Source organism: Paenibacillus sp. JGP012, assembly GCF_014203995.1.
GTDB classification, from domain to species: domain Bacteria; phylum Bacillota; class Bacilli; order Paenibacillales; family Paenibacillaceae; genus Paenibacillus; species Paenibacillus silvae.
Genome location: NZ_JACHKG010000021.1, coordinates 1 through 21,541 on the forward strand (window position 1 = coordinate 1; position 21,541 = coordinate 21,541).

Consider the following 21,541-nt stretch of genomic DNA (forward strand, 5'->3'; position numbering starts at 1 on the left):
GCCGAATGGCGACTGGTGATGCAACATGAACATTTTTTAAGTTCGGTGTTTCAGCAAAATAAATTTACATAAATTAGATATTCAACACGCGTGTTAATAAATATTTAACACTAAAGACCTAAAGTCCATACATGTGATTTTAGGTCTCTTTGTAGTTGAAAATCATCTAACAGAATAATTTCTATACTATCCAGCTTTATTTTATTGAAGTTGTTCTAGGTGTTTTTGTAGCAACCTCTATAATATTACAGAGCATGCAATTGATGTATTGTATTTCTCAGTTTAATTATCAAGGATCAATTGGAGGTTGTATTTTGAAAATAACTCGTGAATACTTCCGCCTGTTTACTAAAATGATGTTAAGCAACAAAGTAGCATTCGTATGGTATCTGTTATTTCCCCTCATTGCGTTTTTTATTTTTAATTATCAATGGTTTACTCAGGGGCCTGAGATCAATGAGTTCTATATCCAAACGAGTGTATTTGTTTCATATATTATTTTTGTGATGTCCATTGATGTGACGACCAACCTGATCTCTTTAAGGGAGAGCGGTTTTTTCAAGATGTTCAAATTTATCTCGGGTAGTAAATATCCTATTATCTGGGGAAAAGCTCTGAACCAAATTGGTTTTCTGTTCTTGACCATTCTTCTTTTCTCGCTAGTATCGGGAGTGATATTCCTGGGTAGCTTTGGACAGGTTGCTTTGTTTCTCGCCGTGTCTTTAACAAGCTGTATATTGGGGTCTGTAATGGTCATTTTATTAACGCTTATCCTCATGCTTCTTCCAGTAAGGCAGGAGTCGCTGAATGCGGTGGTCAGTATGAGTTTACTGGTCATGTTTTTTCTATCTGCAAAGGGACTGGCGTATTCAACAGAGTATGGTCTACTTCTGGTGTTCATCAACCCTATGGAATACGTAAGAAATCTAACTTTTTTATTAGCAGAATGGTTTATGGATAGCCCGTTCCCACATTTGAGTCTGATCAACATGAGCTTTATCACACTTTGTTATGTTACCTGCGGACTTATCGCACTCAAGTTTGTGAAAGTCATATCCAGAACACATCGGACATAGCAGGAGGATCTATGATTAAAATTGAAGATTTGAGCTTTTCTTATCCCAAAGCCTCTCGCAAAAATCTGGATCATTTACATGTGGAGTTTCCCGAACAGACCGTTAATATGATCATTGGCAAAAATGGTTCTGGCAAAACGACATTATTTGATTTGATCGCGAATGTGATAAAACGCCCGTCAGAAATACAAGGTATCCCTGATGAGAAGGAAATCATATACCAGCTACAGGGCTTGTTATTTCCTTTAACCTTGAAGGCCAAGGATTTGTTTCGCTTTTTTCTATACTCTGACCACTCCAACCGTATTGAAGTGAATAATGAACCTTATGTAGATGAAGCTATGAGTCCAGCTGAGGTTGATTTGGTACAGCGAGTATGGAATATGGAGTTTGGGCAACTATCTGTTGGGGAGAGACGTTATCTGTGTATTCTGGCAATCACATTAATGAAGAGAAAATTGTACATCTTCGATGAACCATTGGCGGGAATCGATCCTGAAATGCGTTATCATATTTTAAAAAGGATCGAAAAGCTGGCACTCCATAATGAGTGCACTGTACTGGTCTCGAACCATCACTTGCAGGATATTGCAAATATCCAATGTGTTCTGCATTTTATTCATCAAGGTAAAATAACCTTTAGTGGGTCATATGATACATTTATTGAAATGGGAGATGGAGTGAATCCTGACTTAGCGTTTTTGGAGCAGGTGAAGTAGGGAGAGGTGTGTGCCATTAAAGATGTAATAAACCTTTATGCACAATACATGCTTATATCACTGCCCTTTTACTCAAAATTGAGCGACAATAATTACTAGTAAAGAGTTAAATATGCAACAAACTGTGCTAGACTGGAGATAATAAAAAAAGAGCAAGGATGCGCTAACATCCCTACTCTTCACAACAGCCGCTTCTAAGCGCGGTGGCTGTGCATAGGTACCTGAAGTAGACCATTACCTTAGCGGGGCGGTCTATTTCTTTTTGTTTTGATTATCATACAATAAGGAGATTTGAATTAATTTAAATTTTATGAAACTACCTTGCAAACAATCATTTGACTTTGCAAAGGAATAAAATATGAATTTTTTAGCAATGTATCCTAAAATGATGTAGAAAGAAAGAGGGGGTGCATGCTGTGGGTGAACCGATGCAGATCAAAGATCGAATTGAGCGAAATAGACAGGAGTTACGTCGCTTGGCGGAGAATCATGGCATGCAGGATAATAAAGTCCTCGAGCAGTCCATGGTTTTGGATGAATTGATCAATGAATATTACCGATTTCAATATAAAAAGCGTTATATGAAGAGACAGCCGACTGCGTAATGCAGTCGGTTTTTTGATGTGTGTAACGAAGGAGTCGGCTGCAATTTTGCAGTCGGCTCTTTGGTGTTGTCTCGAACCGTATGCCTATCTCTTCCCCAAACTTCCCAAAGCGTCTGCCTCAATCCGCATCTTTTCTTGAAAACTCGTACCAAATCCAGAGCTTACAGGATAGCGAGCAGGACTCTACACTGGATATGATGACCTCAATTCGTTCTGAATGTGGCATTGAATGAACCATTTGAATGATCTCATGGAATCACGGCGAGGTCACATACAATAACTCAGCGAGGAGGATACATGAACATGATAAAAAGGCTGCAGGACTACATCAGGAAGCTTCGCTTTACCTGTTTCAGGCATGCTTTCAGCTGCAAATGCGCTTTGCGTTCTATTCGAGGTTTCTTTGGCTTCAGCTCTATGCGAAAAAGCATGAATCTGCGCTCCAGGCTGCTGCTTCTCTTCCTGGCACTGACGCTGCTGCCGCTAAGCTTGCAGGGGGGGATGAGCTACGCGCATTTTTCGCAGACGCTGGATCGCAAGACGGAGCAGTTCACCATCGATATGGTGCGCCAGATCAATACCAATCTGAACCGGATGCTTAAGGACTTCGAGCGTTTGTCGCTCTTGCCGCTCTATGACCAGACGGTGCTTGATATTTTACGAGAGTACGATGGCCCGATGGGTTCAGGGAGGTGGGCGAAGTCGGATGATTATCTGAAAATGAAGCTGTACACGTCAGCTCAAGCCTATGACCGCCCGGAGATTCGGGGCATTCATCTGCTGAGCAATAGCGGTATCCTGTTCTCCAATCTGGACTCGCTTGCGGTGAAACCGGTCTGGGACGGGAGCCGGGAGAGCTGGTTTGCCGAGCTTGGGGATACGGAAGGAAAATGGCGCTTGCTTCCTCCACATGTCCCCGGCTATTACGCAGGTGAGCAGGAAGTACAATACATCACTGTGGGTAGAGAACTGCGTGATCCGGGCACGCTTCGGCGGCTGGGTTACATTTTAATTGATATTCGCCCGGATGCCTTTGGGCAGCTGCTGTCCAATCTGAATTTTGAGCAAAAGGCAAGCCTGATGATTGTGGACAGCCAGCAGCGTCTTATTTTCGAGCGAGCTTCTACAGAAGGGCTGTTTGCTTACGGGCCTTTATTATCTCAGGGAAAATTTAAGAATGATGCAGAGAACCAAAAGCTAGAACTGGATGGACAGTCCTATCTCCATGTAAGGCATGTTTCGGGGTATTCCGGGTTGTCCGTGATCAGCCTGACGCCCATAGCTGTTATTCAGAAGGAATCCAGGGAGATGCTTACCTTCACCATGGGACTGGCACTGCTATGTATGACGGCTGTAGCGACCCTTGCTGTGCTGATATCTTACAGGGTTACCCGTCCGCTCATTCGCTTGAAACAGCACATGATTCGTGTGGAGCAGGGTGATTTCAGCCAGCGGGTTGCCCATTACAGCAATGACGAGCTTGGGCAGATCAGCCGAGGGTTTAACCGTATGATGGAGGAGATTCATCGCCTGTTCCGTGAAGTGTATTTACTCGAAATTCAGGAACGTGAGGCAGAACTGTCGGCACTGCAGAGCCAGATTAACCCTCATTTTATATACAACACGTTGGAGTCCATTAACATGATGGCTATCCGTGAGAGACATGAAGAGGTATCTGCAATGGTGACGGCGCTTGGCAAGCTGCTGCGATACACCATAGATAAGGCGGATCGCATGGTGCCCCTTCGGGAAGAGCTGGCATTTGTCGATGCCTATGTGCGAATTCAACAGGTGCGTTACAACGGTGAACTGGAGATCATCTATGACATCGAAGAGGAGGTTCATGACTGTCCGATTCCCAAGCTGCTGCTGCAGCCGCTGGTGGAAAATGCAATCTGCCACGGGATTGAAGGACGGCTAGCAGGCGGCAGCACGGGTGGTAATAATGGCGGTATGATCTGGGTATCTGCCGTTTTATTCGATCAGGAACTGCTCATCAGTGTTCGGGATAACGGCAAAGGCATGAAGCAGGACGAGCTGGATCGCTTGAATGCTTTTGTCTCTGGACAGAGCATGGATCACCCCCAACCCAGCAATCCCGTTTTGCATCGCCACGCCGGGGATAGTCTGGGGCTGCATAATATCGCTCAAAGGCTTCGTTTGATATATGGGGAAGACAGCGGACTAAGTGTTGATGGAAGCCCTGGACAAGGACTGGTTGTGACATTATCCATTCACCTTCAACCGAAAGGGGATTAAAACACATGTATAAAGTGCTGCTTGTCGAAGATGAGACGGTGATCCGTCAGGGATTACGGGAGCTGATTGTACAGGCCTCACCCCAGTTTGAGGTGGTAGGGGAAGCAGCAAGTGGGACGGAGGCGCTGCAGGTGCTGCGCTGCGAAGTGCCCGATGTATTAATCACCGATATCCGTATGCGCGAGATGGATGGGTTGACGCTGGTTTCGCTGGCAAGAGAGATGTACCCTGATCTGCTGATGCTTATCATCAGCGGGTACGGTGAGTTTGAATATGCACGCAGGGCGATGGAGCACGGGGTATTAAGTTATCTGCTGAAGCCAATCGAACGTCATGAGCTGGTAAAATGTCTGCAAAAAATGCAATCGCTGCTCGACCGCAGATACGGCCGCTCTACACTTCCGATATCAGAATCCTCTTGCGCAGCAGAGCCGGATCACGGGGAACCTCGCAAAATTATTCGCATCGTGAAGGAGCATATCCACCAGCATCCCGATGGTGATCTGCGGCTCCAGACGATGGCTGCACTGGTCAACCTGAACCCGACCTATCTGAGCCAGCTGTTCAAAACCGAGACAGGCATCAACTACTCGGATTACATCGCAGAGGCACGAATGGAGCGAGCGAAATGGCTGCTGGTCAACACAGGGCTCAAAATCTATGACGTTGCCAGGTTATCGGGGTATCATAGTCCCAAACATTTCATGCTGGTGTTCAAGCAACAGGCGGGATGTACGGCAGGGGAGTATCGTGATGGATACAGTTCGAAAAAACCTCTTTAAATTCCGTACCATTTCTGCAACTGACGTGATTTAGGAGCAAGCAGCGCTTTCGATATACTGGGGTGGCACAGGAATACTATAACGTCCATAAGGGGGATTTTTCATGAAAAAAGCAGGACTGACGCTGATTCTCTTACTTATGATTACCGCGCTAATCGGGTGCACAAGCAGTGAAAAGGCGGGTAACTCTAACGCCTCTGGCGGAGATAGCGACAAGGTAGAGCTGAAGTTCATGATGTGGGGCAACCAGGCACACATTGATGTGTACAACAAGCTGATTGATGGCTTTACAAAAGAAAATCCAGGCATCAAGGTAACGATGGAATCTGTACCATTTGCCGATTATCAGCAGAAAATATCGGTGCTTGCTGCTGGTGGCTCGCTGCCCGATCTGGCCTGGGTATCGGAGCGCATGATACCGCAGTTCAAGTCCAATCACATCCTGGCCGACGTGTCGGCGTTCAAGGATGATGCACAGTTTAAGCTGGACGATTACATTCCCAGCACGCTGGATCTCTTCCGTGAGGGAGATCAACTGTTAGGCTTGCCGTTTTCCACACCGCCGGTGGTGATGTTTTATAATAAAACGCTGTTTGACAAGGCCGGGCTGACCGATCCGAACACGCTGGCTGCCAAAGGAGAGTGGACGTGGGAGCAGTTTGAGGCTTCTGCCAAAGCGATTACCAGCAAGGATGCGGCGAATCGCATCTATGGGGCTAACTTTTTTCGGGACTGGAAGACTTGGGCGGTGCTTTCCTCTTACTCCTGGTCGAATGGAAGCGGGCCATTCAACGAAGATATGACAGCGTTTACGTGGAATGATGAGTACGGTGTACAGACCTTTGCTATGCTGGAGCGCATGATGTTTACCGACGAATCTCACCCGAAAGCGGGCGAGCAGGTGAGCTTTGATGCAGGCAATGTGGGCATGTTCTTCGATAACTACAGCTATGTGTCCAAAGCAAGGGAGATTAAGGATTTTGAATGGAGCATTGCACCTATGCCGTCCGGCTCACAGGGCAGTGTACCGATGCTGGGGCAGGCGGGATATGCGATGTTTAACGATAGCAAACACCCGGAGGAGACGAAGAAGCTGCTGAAGTATTTTGCCAATGAACAGGGGACTCAGGCGACCGCTACGTATTTTGTGCCTGCACGTACATCGGTGCTGAACTCTGATGCCTTCATCCAGCAGCCTAACAATCCGAGCAAGGAGCATATCGTGCAGGCTGTTATTGATGAGATGCCAAAAGCGCGGCTGATTCCAGGGCATATTCGCTGGCAGGATATTGATAATGCGGTGCTGCAAGGATTTGATCGGTTATTCGCTCGGACAGCGGCTCCCGAGGATAATCTCAAGCAGATGCAAGCTGAGGTACAGCAAATACTACAGCCCTGAAATGGCAGTGAAAGCAGTGACAAGTCATAGATGTAACGAGACATAGCCAGGACAAAACGAAAAATCGTAAAACAAGGCAGAAAAAGCAGGACATATTGGAGAGATGAACAGATCGTAACAGACCGTAAAAGTCGTAACAGATTGTAAAAGATCGTAAAAGATCGTAAAAGATCGTAAAAGGAAAATGAGGAGCGGCCTGGGCGGACAAAGCCGCCGCCAGATATGCAAAAGGTACAGCTGCCGCAGCAGACGGAACAGACCAGAAGAAGAACAGACACAGAAGAAGAACAGACCAGAAGAAGAACGGACACAGGAGACGAAACAGACACAGGAGGTGCAAGATTATGCAGAATTCGCAAAAGGCTGTTCATCTCTGGGATAGAGAGGACATTTCAAAGACGGCGCGATTACAGACGATGCTGGCTCACAAACCGCTGTCACTCATCGTCAGTCTGCCCGGGAATGATCTCATACTGGCTCGGGCAGCACAGGAGGAAGGCGCAGATGCACTGAAGGTTCACTATAATGTGGGGCATCGCGCCAGTGGAAACCATTTTGGTCCGCTGGATGAATACACCGAGGTATTTCGTGCAATCCGTTCAGAGTTCGGAGGGCCGTTCGGCGTTGTGCCATCAGGGAGCATTGAAGGAACACGCAGGGAGGATGTGGAGCGCCTGGCCGGTCTGGGCTTTAACTTTTATTCGATCTATGCGCATCATCTGCCGTCCTTTATGCTGCATGATCCGGGGATGGAAGCTACGTTTGCAATTAACGATGCTTATGATGTGTCTCTTGTGGAATCGGCTGCGCACTTTGGTTTCACTGCGCTGGAGGCCTCAATTGTACCCGGCAAAGAATACGGAACGCCGCTAAGCTTCGCGGATGTGCTTCACTATCGGCAGCTTGTTCTGAAGGCCGGGGTGCCGGTACTGGTTCCTTCCCAGCGCAAGCTGGTGCCGGAGGATGTGCCGGTGCTGCACCATAGCGGCATCAAGGCTATTATGCTCGGGGCCATCGTCACAGGTAAGACGGAGGATCAGCTGCGCAGAGCCGTGAGCAGCTTCCGCAATGCGATAGATCGTCTGGGGCAAAAGGAGCCTTCGGGATCGGAACAGTCTGTTCCTGATTTGTTGACTGCCGGCCATTCTGTCCCAAAATCATCTTTTGCTGGACATATGGACCATTCCGATCCTACGAAACTTTCGGATGGTTCGGGTTCAGGGAGGGACGGGTCGTGAGCCGCTCTAACAAGCTGAGGCGCGGAGGGCCGCTTGCCAGAGAAGCCCAGATTGCCGGCTGGCTGTTTATTTCACCGATGGTGCTGGGTTTTACCCTGCTGCTCTTGTTCCCGATGGGGCTTGCTTTTTATATGAGCCTGACGGATTGGCCGCTGCTCGGGGATCATCATTTTATCGGACTGGACAATTACCGGGCTATTATGACGGACGCTATGTTCTGGGAAGTGCTTGGCAATACGGTTTACTTTACGGCAGGTCTGGTACCGCTGAATATTGTACTTGCTCTGCTGCTCGCTTTGCTGCTTTCCAAAAGCCTTCGGGGCATTGGTTTGTTCAGAACGGCCATTTTTGTGCCAGTCATGACGTCATTAATTGTCTGGGCGATCGTGTGGAAGCTGATGTACGCGACAGAGTCGGGATTAATTAACCAGCTGCTGATGATGATGGGCATCAAGGGGCCAGCCTGGTTATACGATCCGAGTCTGGCGATGCCGGCGGTCATCGTGACCAGTGTGCTAAAAAATGTCGGACTGAATATGGTGCTGTTTATTGCAGCACTTCAGCAAGTCCCGCGTTCTCTTTATGAAGCGGCGACACTGGATGGCGCGGGTCGAAGGGCTTCTTTTTTCAACGTCACCCTGCCTATGATTACGCCGACCGTATTTCTGACCGTAGTGATGACTGTCATTGGGTCGCTCAAAGTATTTGGACAGATTTATGTGATGACCCAAGGCGGGCCGAGCAACAGCACGAAGGTTCTGGTCTATTACATCTGGGAAAAAGCGTTCAAGCTGTTTCAATTCGGCTATGCCTCGTCCCTCGCATATGTGCTGTTCCTGATTGTACTAATTCTGACGCTGCTGCAATGGCAGCTCCGAAAGAGGTGGGTATTTGGTGAAGGCGATGCCTAGATTGACAGGCCGGAGGTTTGGAACCGCTGCGGGCACATATGTTGTACTAACAGTGGTTTCGCTGATTATGATTGTTCCGTTGATCTGGATGATCTCGACATCCCTCAAGGAACCGCAAAACATATTTACCTATCCGCCGCAGTGGATACCGGACAGTTTGCAATTTCAGAATTATATCGATGTGTTTCGATTGATTCCATTTCACCGTTTTTACGGGAACAGTGTGTATATCTCTGCCTTAGTGGTGCTTGGGACGGTGTTTTTTGCCTCCCTTGCGGGCTATGCCTTTGCCAAGATTCCGTTTAAGGGACGGAATGTGGTCTTTCTCATCCTGCTGAGTGCAATGATGATTCCGCATGAGGTGACTGCGATTCCGATGTTCTTGTTTATGCGGCAGCTGGGCTGGATTGATACACATCTTCCGCTGATTTTACTGCCGATCTTTGGCGCTGGGGGTGTGTTTGGCATCTTTGTCATGCGGCAGTTTTTCCTTACGGTGCCTACTGAGCTGGAGGAAGCGGCAATGATTGACGGCTGCAGTCGGTACCGGATTTACGCGCAGATTATGCTGCCCCTGGCCAAGCCGGGTATGGCGACGCTGACTATTTTTACATTTGTGACGAGCTGGAATGAATTCTTTGATCCGTTGATTTTTATCAATTCGAGAGAGCTGATGACGCTGCCGCTGGGGTTGTCCCTGTTTACGGATGAGGTGGGAACGGCCTGGCAGTATTTAATGAGTGCAACCGTGATGGCGACCGTGCCGCTATTAATTGTTTTTTTTCTGGCACAGCGGCGTTTCATTGAGGGAGTGGCGATGACGGGGCTGAAGGAATAGGCGAGATGACAGAATTGAGGAAGTGGATTGGAGGGACTGAATAAGTAAGTAGGAAGTAGGAGCAGGAGTAGGGAGTAGAAGCGGAAAGGGGAGGTAACATATGGGTGAGCATAAGCGTGTAAAAAGGGAGTCATCGGATGTAATCGTCGTTGGCGGTGGTCCAGCAGGAATAGCGGCGGCAATTGCCGCCGGAAGGCAGGGTGCTCGCGTTGTGCTGATAGAACGCTACGGCTTCGTGGGCGGGATGTCAACGGCCGCTATGGTTTATCCGTGGATGACGTTTCATACGGAGCAGGGTGAGCAGGTCATTCGGGGGATTGCCCAGGAGATTGTAGATCGCTTGCAGGCATGCGGAGGTTCGCCGGGGCATCTGCGGGATACGGTTGGTTTTGTGCACAGTGTGACACCATATGATCCGGCAGTCTATCAGGTGGTTGCGGCAGAGATGCTGAAGGAAGCGGGTGTGCGGCTGTTGCTGCACAGCTTCGTGGATGACGTTGCTGTAGTAGACGACCGGGTAGAAGGTGTGCGAGTGACGAGTAAATCCGGTCAGCTGGAGCTTCAGGCGAAAGTGTTTGTCGATGCGAGTGGTGATGCAGATGTGGCTTATCTGGCTGGTGCTGCTATAGCGAAGGGACGGGAGGAAGACAGCCAGTCTCAGCCGATGACCATGAAATTTCGCATGCGTGGTGTGAATCTTGAGCGTGTGAAGCAGTACATGCAGGAGCATCCTGAGGATTTTTATGAGAAAACGCCCTTTGCCGAGCTGGACACGATCCCGTTAACGGGTGTGAGCGGCTTCTACTCGCATTGGAAGAAAGCGGCGGTGCCGATTCGGCGCGATCAGGTTTTATTTTTTACCGGGCCAGCTGAAGATGAGGTGTTAATTAACTGCACCCGGGTGCAGGGGCTGGACGCAACAGATGTTATGGATTTGACAGTGGCAGAGCAGGAAGGGCGAAAGCAGGTGTTAATGATTGCCGAGTTTCTGCGCCGTGACGTTCCGGGGTTCGAGCGGGCTTCCATCTCTGCTGTTGCACCACAGATTGGTATTCGGGAATCCAGGCGTGTGATCGGGCATTATGCGCTGACGCAGGAGGATGTGGTTGCAGGTCGGAAGTTCGACGATGTGATCGCCAGAAGTGGCTATCCTGTTGATATTCATGATCCGTCCGGGCAAGGCGTGACAGCGGCGTTTATCCAGGGTGACGGAGCATATGACATTCCATATCGTTGTCTCCTTTCGCAAAATATAAGCAATCTGCTGGCTGCAGGACGATGTATCTCTACGACACATGAGGCCCATGCGACCACCAGACTGACCCCAAGCTGCATGGCAACGGGAGAGGCTGCGGGCACAGCGGCTGCTTTGGCAGTGAAGCTGAAGCTTGCTCCTGCGATGCTGCCCATATCGCTGTTGCAGACGGAGCTGCGACGCAGTGGTGCAGCGATCTGAGTTGTAGCGTTCTGAGGTGAGAACGAGATGAGAGCGGGAGGAAAACGGGATGGAAATGAGATGATCATTAGACAGAGCGAGAGGTGGGAGGAACTGAGGGAGGACGTGGTAGAGAATCAAGGAAGGAACGAAGGAATGAAGGAATCAAGGAAGGAACGAACGAGCAAAGAAGAAAGAATGAAAGAAGCGGAGAGCGAAGGAATGAAAGAAGCAAAGAGCGAAGGGACGAAGCGAAGAACGAATGAGGTATGTATTTAAGTATGTATGTATGTATGTATGTATGTATGTATGTATGTATGTATGCGGGGTGAAGAGTGTACGGAGGAAAGAGGCTTAAGGAACGTGGGAAGGATGGAAGGATGGGTGGGTGGATGTTGGGAGGGGAAAATATAAAAAACGAGGATGTGATGTAAGGGTGCGGGGAGGAAAAGAGGTAACGAACAAAAGAGAGAAAGCAGGAAATAAGGGAAAGAGAGAAAGCAAGAAAAGAGAGGAAGTAGAAAAAAAGAGGAAGTAGAATGGCAGGCAGGAGGGAGAAGACAGTAAGGCAGTAAGACAGTAAGACAGTAAGGCAGGATCGAGGGGGCAAAGGGGAGGGTCGAAAGCGAAGAACAAGACAACCAGTGGCAACCATTGGGAGTAGCAGAACGCTAACGATTCCCAGAAGCCTTATTTGGGCAAAAAGGCGGGCATGAAAAATCTAACGATTCCTAGCAACGTTATTTCGCTGAAAAGTGGCCGAAACTCCTGTGAAATGGGGATAATCAGCGAAATAAGCTTTGTACGAATCGTTAGATTTCAAAATACCTGCAAACGGGCTAGATAAGGTCATCTCGAATCGTTAGAATTCCAGCCTGCCAGCCATTTAACGGAGTAACTTCGCTTCCTCACTAATTCATACGTGCTTCAAGCCTTCTTGCAACGATGGAGAGGGAGTAGTTGATGATGAAATAAAGCACTGCTGCCAGCAGCAACGCCGGGATAATGTAATCGAAGCTTTGACCACCAAGGATCTGCACATTGCGCATCAACTCCGGCAAGGAGATAATGATGGCCAGTGATGTATCCTTGAGCAGTGAGATGAATTGGCTGACCATTGGCGGAGACATGCGGCGCAGAGCCTGCGGCATAATGATGCTGCTGAGTGTCTGCATGTAGCTTAGGCCGGAGGAACGGGCCGCTTCCACCTGACCGCGCTCTACTGACTTGAGTCCGCTTCGCACAATTTCTGCGATCATGGCGCCTTCAAACAGACTCAGTCCCACGACTGTGGACCAGAAAGCTGGCATTTTGATACCAAGCTGAGGCAGTACGATATGGATAAAAAAGATGATTAGCAGCAATGGCAGGTTCCGAATGGTGTCCACGATGACAGCGACAATCTGTGAGAGGACGGGAATACGTGTATAACGCAGCGTTCCGAGCAATGTACCCAGTATAAAGCTGAACACAATGGATAACCCCGCGACTTGCAGGGTCACCCAAAATCCTTGCAGCAGGAAACGAAGGTTAGGCCATTCATAGGCCCCGCTGAAATCCATACATCAGATGCCTCCTTCGGTGAGCGATATCAATTTCAATGAATGCCAAAGCGAAATTCCAAATGGCGAATCGTTTAATTCAACAGATTGCAGCGGATGAACGGTATACAGAGGCAGTCACTTGGATGAGTCAAAGATGGGCCAAAGATGAGCCAAAGATGAGTCGAAACATGCTGTTCGGTGATGGAGTCAAGAAACGATGTCCAGTGATTGACCACTCTTATCATGAAGCAGGGCAGTGCGTGCTGGGAGCTGCACGCTGTGCGAAAAAGTCATAGCAACCTGGGATTGGAAGCATGCGCCAGCGTAAAGAGCGCTGCGATCATCCTCGATTCAGCCTCATAGCCTTATTCATCATCGACCCATTCATCCTACATCGTAACCTGCCCGACGGGTTTATTCTTGCCAGGTTTGCCTTTGGTTTTGCGTGCCTCTGCATCACTCTGTCCAAATCTGCGTTCCATATAATGCACCAGAAAGCTGAGCGGTAAGGTCAGCGTCAGATAGAATAAAGCAACAATGGTGTATACACTTAACGGCTGGAACGTATCCGAGTTTACAATGTCGGCAAAATACATCAGGTCCATACCGGCTACAACCGCCAGGATGGAAGAGTTTTTAACCAGATTGATAAATTGATTGCCGATGGAAGGCAGTACAATTTTGATGGCCTGCGGCAGAATGACCAGGTTCATGGCCTGGACATAGGACAGCCCGGAGGAGCGTGCCGCTTCCATCTGTCCCCTTGGCACCGTCTGAATACCTGCCCGAATCGCTTCCGCGATGAATACAGCTGTGTAGATCGTTAACCCCAGTGTGCCCGCGACAAATCCATCCAAGGAAATGCCGAGTGCAGGCAGTCCAAGATAGAAGAAGAACACAACCAGCAGCAAAGGAATGTTGCGGATAAACTCAACAAAGGCAGTACCAAACCAGTTCAAAGGTTTGACTGGCGAGATCCGAAAGATTGCTAGAACGGCCCCCAGCACAAAGCTGCCAATCAGGGCCATCACACTTACTTGAATCGTATTCAGAAATCCTTCAATAAACCGGTCGGAGTGCCTGAACAGTACGCTAAAATCCAATGTGCCCATAACAAGAGCCTCCGTTCTCCAGGTGTAAAAACGTTACTCAGGCTTGCTGCCGAGCCACTTCTCATGCAGCGTGTCATACTCGCCACTGTCCTTCAGCTCTTTCAGCATTTTGTTAACCTCTTCGACAAAGGCCGTGTCCCCTTTACGGATTGCCATGCCATACGGTTCACTGGTAAAATTGCCGCCAACCAGCTTGTAATTGTTGTCCGTCTGCTGCATACCGATCAGAATGATATTGTCGGTTGTCAGGGCTTCGCCTTTACCTGCTTTCAGTGCGGTGAAGGCATCCTGGTAGTTGTCGTACTCCAGCACCTCCGCTTTCGGTGCCTTTTCGCGAATATTCTGTGCCGACGTGGAACCTTTCACGGCAAGCACCTTTACGCCATCCAGGCTCTCCAGCCCGGCGATGTCACTGTCGTTTTTCACCAGCAAAGACTGTCCTGCTTCAAAATATACATCACTGAAATCGACCTGCTCCTTACGCTCATCCGTGATGGTCATCGTGGCAATGATAATGTCGATATCTCCGTTCTGCAGCATCGGAATACGTGTTTTGGATGTGACCTCCTTCAGCTCCACCTTTGTTTCATCTCCGAGGATCTGCTTGGCCAGCGCCTTCGCTATATCAATATCGAAGCCTTCCACATTCCCGCTCGCCGGATCTTTGAGTCCGAACAATTTGGTGTCGTATTTCACACCTGCAATGAGCTTGCCCCGTTCCTTGATCTGTTCGATCGTTCCTTTGGCTTTTGCATCGTCCCCGCCGCTTGCAGAAGGTGTATCTGTGCCAGAGTTACAGCCTGACAGGACAAGCGAGAGCATAAGAACCAACATTACCGTCAAAGACGGCCATTTCAATATATTTTTCAGTTTCATCCGTATAAGACCCCTTTCGAAATTGGATTAAATCCTGTGAAACAAGATTGAAATTCTGATGAACAAAAAATTAATGATGGATCAGACGGCTAAGGAACTGCTGCGCTCTTTCTTCTCTGGGATTGTCAAAAAACTCCGATGCGGAGGCTTCTTCCACAATCCGGCCCTCGTCCATGAAAATAACCCGGTCGGCTACCTCACGGGCAAAGCCCATCTCGTGTGTAACAACAACCATCGTCATACCGTTATGGGCAAGGGAACGCATGACATCAAGCACCTCCCCGATCATCTCGGGATCAAGGGCTGACGTGGGTTCGTCAAAAAGCATAATTTTGGGCTCCATCGCGAGCCCTCTCGCAATGGCTACACGCTGCTGCTGTCCACCGGACAACTGGGAAGGGTAGCTGTCTGCTTTATCGGCAATGCCGACGCGCTCCAGATATTTCATGGCTGTTGCTGCTGCCTGGGCTTTGGGTTGTTTGCGTACTTTTACGGGTGCAAGAGTGATGTTGTCGATGACTTTTTTGTGGGGATACAGATTGAAATGTTGAAACACCATGCCGATGTCGCGGCGGAAGAGGTTGATATCCACCTTTTTCTGATGTAAGGGAATGCCGCTGACGATGAGCTCGCCGTCGCTAATGGTTTCCAGTCGGTTGATACAGCGGAGCAGTGTGCTTTTGCCAGAGCCTGAGGGTCCGATAATGACCACGACCTCTCCTTCTTCGATACGAAGATCAATATCTTTGAGGACGTGGAAATGGCCAAAATGCTTTTGGACACTTTTGAATTCAATCAAGAACACACACCCTTTCTACAATGGATAGTAAAAGGAATAAACAGGAAATATTGCAAAGTAGTTATTTAATCATACATAGTCATCCTGCCAATAGCAATTAGTCTGTGATAAAACATGACATAAGTAATGGTTTTTATAGGGCTATAGCCATTAATTACGTTATATATGTGTTAGGTAAACAGAAAACTTGTGACGAATCTTGACAGAAAAATGAATCAATAGTTCTAAATGAATTACAAACATTGGAATTGAAGTATATTGTATACTTTAATTGGTGTCCTTTTTCTTAATCAGAAAGGCATATATATAACAAATAACATCAAGTTCACCCTGTACATGGCAAAAAAGCTCAACCTTGCACCAGTATGCCGTTGATATGATGGAACGAGATAACCACAGTAGAGAGGATGATTACGCACCATGAACATATATCAATCCCCAATGTCTGCAGGATCAGGCAGCGTGTCTGATATTCAAGCTTACGAAGTGACTCTGCCTGTTATTCCTGAACGTGAGTATCACATTACGGATTATGGTGCTGTTGGAGATGGCGTTACGGATAATACAGAGGCATTTCGCCTCGTTATAGCTGCATGTGCTGATGCGGGTGGAGGCCGAGTTATCATTCCTGCTGGAGTGTGGCTTACCGGTCCTATTGAGCTTCGCAGCCGGATTGAACTGCATGTAGAGGCCGGGGCACTGGTCACCTTCAGTCGGGATTTTGACCAATATCCGCTGATTGCATCAAGCTTTGAGGGCTGGCAGGCTGTACGCTGCCAATCTCCTATTGATGCCGACGGACTCGAAGATATTGCGATTACCGGGGAAGGCATCTGGGATGGGGGCGGTGAAGCCTGGCGTCCGGTTAAACGTTCCAAAATGACTGCTTCCCAGTGGACAAGATTGCTTGCTTCAGGCGGGGTTGTAGAACAGGCTGGTGAAGACGAGCAGATCTGGTGGCCTTCTCAATCTGCGCTTGATGGCGTAGCGCTTGCCGAGAAGCTGCATAGGGAGAAGATTCTTGATGTCGCTGTTTACCAAGGCATTCGGGATTTTCTGCGTCCAAACATGGTCAGTTTGCGCCGTTGCACACGGGTTTTGCTGGACGGGCCGACGTTCCAGAACTCACCTGCCTGGAATCTGCATCCTTGGGCATGTGAGCATGTAACGATTCGAAATGTGAGTGTAAGAAATCCATGGTTTTCCCAGAACGGGGATGGGCTTGATATTGAATCCTGTCGTCATGTTCTGGTGGAGCAAAGTGTATTTGATGTTGGTGATGATGCGATCTGCATGAAGTCAGGCAAGGATGCGGAGGGGCGTGAGCTTGGACTGCCATCGGAATACGTCACAATTCGGGATTGCACGGTGTACCATGGTCACGGCGGTTTTGTTATCGGAAGTGAGATGTCAGGCGGAGTCCGTCATGTACGGGTGATGGATTGCACGTTTATCGGTACGGACATCGGTCTGCGTTTCAAGAGCGCACGTGGACGCGGCGGTATTGTAGAAGATATTCAGATCGAGCGTATCTATATGAAGGATATTATTATGGAAGCGATCTCGTTTTCCTTTTTCTATGCCAATCAGGAAGGTTCTGCACGGGGTGGTGATCTGGCGCAGGAGGTCAGTGAAGAGACACCGATCTTCAGAGACATTCGAATCTCGGATGTGGTCTGTGCTGGTGCCGATACGGCTCTGTTTGTCAGCGGTCTGCCAGAGATGCCTCTGGACAGTGTGAGCATTGAAGGGTATAGCGTTGAAGCTCGCACTGGTGTCCAGTGTGCTCAGGCGAAACATTTGCAGATTACGAATCTTCAGGCACATATTACGGAAGGCCCGCTCATTCATCTGCATAATTGCAAGGGAGCGGCATTGGAGGGCATTCGTGGAATGGGAGCCGATGGCAGGCTGCTGCTGGTTACCGGGCTTGATTCGGCAGGTATTGTATGCCGGGAAGCGGATGCAGATACCGAAGGTCGGCAGATCTCGGTGGGGCCGGAAGTTCGAAATGGCGTCATCATTCGCAGATAAATGCTTCATCGTTGTTAATAAACAGCCGTAGCTCCAGAAGTGGGGTCGCTTCTCCGTGAGTGGGAAGTGGGGCCTGCTGGAGCACGGCTGTCCTTTTGAATTTTGTTTTAGTGATGTGTCGTTCACCGATGCTCCTTGCGATAACGAAGCGGCGTTGTACCGGTGACTTGTTTGAATGTTTTGTTAAAATGGGCTGTATGCTCGAAGCCAACCTTCTCGGCAATGAATTGTACACGTTCTTGTGTCGAAAGCAGTCTTCGCTGTGCCTCACGCACGCGCACAATCCGCAGGTATTCACTGAATCGAAACCCCGTAAGACGGCTGAACATTCGGCTCAGATATGAAGGGCTGATATAGAAGCGGGCTGCCGTACCTTCCAGGGTAAGGGGTTCCGTATAGTGTTGGTTTACATAGGTTACAATCTCACTGATCTTGTCCTGCATCGGATGCAGGGAGCCTGGATTAGCTTCTCGTATAACCGCTTGAACTCGATGGATCAGAATAAGCAGCTGAGCCAGCAGGCTTCGGACAGCAATCTCGTAGTGCGGCCGCCGTTCCTTACACTCCTGGAGCATTTTCCACAGAATACGTTCAATTTCAGGCTGATCGGACTCGGGAAGGCGCAGCAGACTGGAGCATTCGAATGGCAGCAGACCGCAGATTCCCAGCTCCATGCCTGTGGCAAAAGCAGGAGAGAATCCGACGAGTATCCGCTCGAAGCCAGGCTTGTTACCTTTGGAGGTGGTATGTACATCATGCGGGTTGATAAGCACAAGATCACCTTTGCGTGCAGGCAGAATCTGTCCATTCATGGAGTAGACCCGTTCTCCTTCAAGCAGATAATATAATTCGTAAAAAGGATGGGCATGAGGCTGCGGCATTGCGCTCCCGTCATGTCTTCGCATATGTTCAATGGTAAAAGCGTATTCACCGATTCGATATTTGGGTCCAATCCGATCTTCGATGAGACTCATTATGCAGCTCCTCTCTACTTCAGGGTTCAAGTCGCTTCTTAGGTGGATATCCATATCATAACGGAAAATTCATATTTTTGTAAACGCTATCATTAAGGGCTGCATGAATTTTGTGATACAAAAATAAAATGGAGAGCAGGTGACTCCTAACGGCTTATGGATAAGGGCCGAGGGTGTAAGGAATCTGGTTGTCAAGGTGACAAATCGGGAATGTTGTTTTAGAGTAAGGAGAACGAGGTCAGACTCCGGATCGGGAGCCCCTCGAAAACGAGTTGGAAGGAAGGAACGACGTTATGACAACACATGAATTATCACCGCTCGTCGCTGCACTTGATATGCAGCCGCACGTTGAAGGTGGTTGGTATAAAGAAGTTTGGAAGGCATCATATCAAATCCCGCAATCCGTTCTGCCAGATGCATACTCGGGTCCGCGTTTCTCAGCAAGTTCAACGTATTTCCTGCTGCATGCTCATGAAATCTCCGAGTGGCACACAGTGCTGTCGGACGAGCTGTGGTTATGGCATAGCGGCAGTCCAATTGAGTTAAAATTGGGCGGCAGCGGCGAGAATCCTGAGAATGAGGAAGTGCTTGTTCTCGGTATGGATATCGCTGCAGGACAATCTCCGCAAGTGCTTGTTCCTGCTGGAGTATGGCAGACAGCACGTCCATTAGGTGATGAGCCGGTGCTGGTTACTTGTGTCGTTGCACCAGGTTTTCACTTTGATGATTTCAAGCTGGTGTCCAAAGGGTAAGCATATTCGACACTCTAAAATAAATATCCCGATTCCAGATGTTCGACATCTGAATCGGGATATTTGAGCAGCTCTTATTATTTTTTGCTCGTAGTGATTGTGCTGTTTATTGCAGACGTGGTAAAGATTTAGCTGGCGTATGCTACTCACTTCGGATTGTCACTACTCATCCAGCTGTCCACATAAAATTCACCATTCCAAATTAAATCGAAACAATTGAGTACAAACCATTCTGTAACGAAATGCTCCCAGTCTGCCCCGTTGCAACCTTTACCTCAGTGGCAAAAACACCAGGCATACGCCCGTCGGGGAACCAGGCCTTCTTCTCTTTGTCGATGACAATAAACATGCCTTCTGCGTCACCGATCGGGGCAAATTGTTTTTCATCCCCGGCAAAGGGTTCAAGGTGATACTGTCCCTTCATTTGGCTTATGGTATCAGGAACATCATCCACAGGCAGACCAATCTCGCTAATGCATAGCAGCTGCCTGGAATCAAAGGCATCTTCGACTGCATTTTCCAACGAATGGTGAGCGATGAACTCCATCAAATTACCGCTTGGGTCATAGAAATAGAAAGCTGTTGCATCCCAGTAGGGAAAATAGAAATCATCCTTATTGTCCTTGGAAAGCAAAGAGATGTTTCGAGCTTGAATCCACTTCTTGGCTTCAGCGAGTGTATTCGTTGGAATCGTGAAAGCGACATGATAGAAGGGCTTTTCCTGACCAGAAGCCTCCTGTAATCCAAGGATGGAATCTCCTACGCGGAACGATACCGACGATGTACTCTCCTCCAGCAGCGCCAACTCCAATAACGTACCGTAAAACTCCTTCATGGCCTCTATTTGATCTGTGAGCAAGTTAACCTCTTTTATACGCATTCAAGTTACTCTCCTTCTAAACTTATTCTTGATTAAAATATTCAATGGTTTTCTCAATAGGCTCAATTCCGATGTCTACTTCAGCACTTGATTTATTACGTAAATCGAAGAGACAACTTTTAATTTTACTTTGGGAAAACGGGCGTGGGTATGAACAAGCAATGGAGTGAGACGGTAGTCCAAATCGGACGGTAGGACTCCACAAAATACCAAAACACCCGCTCTTTCAGAAAGGAAGGCGGGTGTGATTAAATGGAATACATCTGAGATTATAAAATCTATCACATCATTATAATTTAGAAATTAAAATTGTCAGGATCGGAACCAAAACGTTTATTCTCGTTCAGGCTGTTGATTTGTTCGATGTCCTCAGCAGTTAACTCGAAATCATACAGCTCGGTATTGGCCCGAATACGCTCAGGCGTTACGGATTTCGGAATGGTCACGATGCCGTTCTGAAGGTCCCAGCGCAAAATGACTTGTGCCGGGGACTTGCCGTATTTGGCAGCAATGTCCTGCAATAAAGGGTGCTCCATCAGATGACCTTGCCCTAGCGGAGACCAGGCTTCAATCTGGATTTCGTGTTTGCTGCAGTATTCGCGCAGCTCTGTCTGGGTGAGAAGCGGATGAAGCTCAACCTGATTGACAGCGGGTTTTACGGTTGCATCCATCAAGAGGTCTTCCAGATGATGAGTCTGGAAGTTGCTTACGCCAATGGCGCGTACACGTCCTTCTTTATATAACTTCTCCAGTGCTCTCCAGGTATCTTTATACTTGCCTTTGACAGGCCAGTGAATCAGGTAGAGATCAAGATAATCAAGCTCCAGACGTTTCATGCTGTCTTCGAAGGCAGCGAGCGTGCTTTCATACCCCTGGTCACTGTTCCATACCTTGGTTGTAATAAACAGATCCTCACGGGCAACACCGGCTTCACGAATACCCTGCGCGACACCGGCTTCGTTATTGTATACTTTGGCGGTATCAATGCTGCGGTATCCGGCCTCTACCGCTGTTCTTACAGCGTTTACGACCTCGTCTCCATCCTTCACCTTGAATACGCCAAACCCAAGCCAAGGCATTTTGACCCCGTTATTAAGTGTTGTTGTGTCCTGAACGTGTTTCATGATCTGTCATTCCTCCTTTGATTCTTCGGTTCAACATAATGTTATTACCCTGCAATTGGGAAGTTATTACCCTGTAGACTGGCAGTCAATCGTATGTATACCGGACTGTCCTCCCTTATTATACTAAAGTTTATCTGCACTTGAAAAAGCATAGTAAGGTCACAGGGGAAAAGACTCCTGTTTT

At 48.3% G+C, this 21,541-nt stretch carries 21 protein-coding genes; 14 read left to right on the forward strand and 7 right to left on the reverse strand.

Features of this window, described 5'->3' with window-relative positions:
* Positions 1-314 precede the first annotated feature (314 nt).
* The 11 genes from HNR77_RS21415 to HNR77_RS21465 all read left to right on the forward strand — a co-directional run bounded on the left by HNR77_RS21415 (position 315) and on the right by HNR77_RS21465 (position 11,541).
* A complete protein-coding gene (locus HNR77_RS21415) occupies positions 315-1,076 on the forward strand; it encodes a hypothetical protein (RefSeq protein ID WP_184188902.1) in 762 nt (253 codons plus the stop codon).
* 11 nt (positions 1,077-1,087) lie between these two features.
* Positions 1,088-1,795, forward strand: a complete 708-nt coding sequence (locus tag HNR77_RS21420; protein ID WP_184188904.1) for an ATP-binding cassette domain-containing protein — start codon at positions 1,088-1,090, stop codon at positions 1,793-1,795.
* A 416-nt stretch (positions 1,796-2,211) separates the two neighbouring features.
* Positions 2,212-2,400: an aspartyl-phosphate phosphatase Spo0E family protein gene (locus HNR77_RS21425; RefSeq protein ID WP_311768657.1), complete on the forward strand. Its 189-nt coding sequence runs from the start codon at positions 2,212-2,214 to the stop codon at positions 2,398-2,400.
* A 417-nt stretch (positions 2,401-2,817) separates the two neighbouring features.
* Complete coding sequence (locus HNR77_RS21430; RefSeq protein ID WP_184188906.1) at positions 2,818-4,659, forward strand: cache domain-containing sensor histidine kinase; 1,842 nt, start codon at positions 2,818-2,820, stop codon at positions 4,657-4,659.
* 5 nt (positions 4,660-4,664) lie between these two features.
* The gene (locus tag HNR77_RS21435) at positions 4,665-5,441 is read left to right on the forward strand and encodes a response regulator transcription factor (protein WP_184188908.1); all 777 of its coding nucleotides are present in this window, start codon (positions 4,665-4,667) and stop codon (positions 5,439-5,441) included.
* Between the two features lie 103 nt (positions 5,442-5,544).
* Entirely contained in the window at positions 5,545-6,840 is a 1,296-nt protein-coding gene (locus HNR77_RS21440) for an ABC transporter substrate-binding protein (RefSeq protein WP_184188910.1), read from the forward strand.
* A gap of 344 nt (positions 6,841-7,184) precedes the next feature.
* Positions 7,185-8,078: a hypothetical protein gene (locus tag HNR77_RS21445; protein WP_260410752.1), complete on the forward strand. Its 894-nt coding sequence runs from the start codon at positions 7,185-7,187 to the stop codon at positions 8,076-8,078.
* Positions 8,079-8,155: 77 nt separating this feature from the next.
* Positions 8,156-8,989, forward strand: a complete 834-nt coding sequence (locus HNR77_RS21450) for a carbohydrate ABC transporter permease (protein WP_260410761.1) — start codon at positions 8,156-8,158, stop codon at positions 8,987-8,989.
* Positions 8,982-9,827: a carbohydrate ABC transporter permease gene (locus HNR77_RS21455; protein ID WP_184189135.1), complete on the forward strand. Its 846-nt coding sequence runs from the start codon at positions 8,982-8,984 to the stop codon at positions 9,825-9,827. The genes HNR77_RS21450 and HNR77_RS21455 overlap by 8 nt, the downstream gene beginning before the upstream one ends.
* 100 nt (positions 9,828-9,927) lie before the next feature.
* Positions 9,928-11,283, forward strand: a complete 1,356-nt coding sequence (locus tag HNR77_RS21460; protein WP_184188916.1) for an FAD-dependent oxidoreductase — start codon at positions 9,928-9,930, stop codon at positions 11,281-11,283.
* 60 nt (positions 11,284-11,343) lie between these two features.
* Complete coding sequence (locus tag HNR77_RS21465; RefSeq protein WP_184188919.1) at positions 11,344-11,541, forward strand: hypothetical protein; 198 nt, start codon at positions 11,344-11,346, stop codon at positions 11,539-11,541.
* 632 nt (positions 11,542-12,173) lie between these two features.
* On the opposite strand, the gene HNR77_RS21470 is transcribed toward HNR77_RS21465, so the two are convergent.
* The gene (locus HNR77_RS21470; RefSeq protein ID WP_184188922.1) at positions 12,174-12,824 is read right to left on the reverse strand and encodes an amino acid ABC transporter permease; all 651 of its coding nucleotides are present in this window, start codon (positions 12,822-12,824) and stop codon (positions 12,174-12,176) included.
* Positions 12,825-12,886: 62 nt separating this feature from the next.
* On the opposite strand from HNR77_RS21470, the gene HNR77_RS21475 reads away from it, so the two are divergent.
* Positions 12,887-13,102: a hypothetical protein gene (locus tag HNR77_RS21475; protein WP_184188925.1), complete on the forward strand. Its 216-nt coding sequence runs from the start codon at positions 12,887-12,889 to the stop codon at positions 13,100-13,102.
* Positions 13,103-13,195: 93 nt separating this feature from the next.
* On the opposite strand, the gene HNR77_RS21480 is transcribed toward HNR77_RS21475, so the two are convergent.
* The 3 genes from HNR77_RS21480 to HNR77_RS21490 all read right to left on the reverse strand — a co-directional run bounded on the left by HNR77_RS21480 (position 13,196) and on the right by HNR77_RS21490 (position 15,593).
* Positions 13,196-13,918, reverse strand: a complete 723-nt coding sequence (locus tag HNR77_RS21480; RefSeq protein ID WP_184188928.1) for an amino acid ABC transporter permease — start codon at positions 13,916-13,918, stop codon at positions 13,196-13,198.
* 33 nt (positions 13,919-13,951) lie between these two features.
* Positions 13,952-14,794, reverse strand: coding sequence for a transporter substrate-binding domain-containing protein (locus HNR77_RS21485; protein WP_397367304.1), 843 nt, complete (start codon positions 14,792-14,794; stop codon positions 13,952-13,954).
* Between the two features lie 70 nt (positions 14,795-14,864).
* Positions 14,865-15,593, reverse strand: coding sequence for an amino acid ABC transporter ATP-binding protein (locus HNR77_RS21490; protein WP_184188931.1), 729 nt, complete (start codon positions 15,591-15,593; stop codon positions 14,865-14,867).
* Positions 15,594-16,013: 420 nt separating this feature from the next.
* Here HNR77_RS21490 and HNR77_RS21495 point away from each other — a divergent pair, with 420 nt between their 5' ends.
* The gene (locus HNR77_RS21495; protein WP_184188933.1) at positions 16,014-17,627 is read left to right on the forward strand and encodes a glycoside hydrolase family 28 protein; all 1,614 of its coding nucleotides are present in this window, start codon (positions 16,014-16,016) and stop codon (positions 17,625-17,627) included.
* A 122-nt stretch (positions 17,628-17,749) separates the two neighbouring features.
* Here HNR77_RS21495 and HNR77_RS21500 read toward each other — a convergent pair whose 3' ends face one another.
* Positions 17,750-18,601 (reverse strand): helix-turn-helix transcriptional regulator, encoded by an 852-nt coding sequence (locus HNR77_RS21500; RefSeq protein ID WP_145405591.1) that lies wholly within the window; start codon positions 18,599-18,601, stop codon positions 17,750-17,752.
* Positions 18,602-18,894: 293 nt separating this feature from the next.
* Between HNR77_RS21500 and HNR77_RS21505 the strand changes: the two genes are divergently transcribed.
* Positions 18,895-19,353 (forward strand): cupin domain-containing protein, encoded by a 459-nt coding sequence (locus HNR77_RS21505; RefSeq protein ID WP_111269332.1) that lies wholly within the window; start codon positions 18,895-18,897, stop codon positions 19,351-19,353.
* A gap of 202 nt (positions 19,354-19,555) precedes the next feature.
* Here the strand turns inward: HNR77_RS21505 and HNR77_RS21510 are convergent, their stop codons facing one another.
* Together HNR77_RS21510 and HNR77_RS21515 are read right to left on the reverse strand one after the other, a co-directional pair.
* Positions 19,556-20,233, reverse strand: a complete 678-nt coding sequence (locus HNR77_RS21510) for a VOC family protein (protein WP_184188936.1) — start codon at positions 20,231-20,233, stop codon at positions 19,556-19,558.
* Between the two features lie 296 nt (positions 20,234-20,529).
* Positions 20,530-21,357 carry an aldo/keto reductase gene (locus tag HNR77_RS21515; RefSeq protein ID WP_221443948.1) on the reverse strand — a complete coding sequence of 276 codons (828 nt, stop codon included), beginning with the start codon at positions 21,355-21,357 and terminating at the stop codon, positions 20,530-20,532.
* Positions 21,358-21,541: the final 184 nt, after the last annotated feature.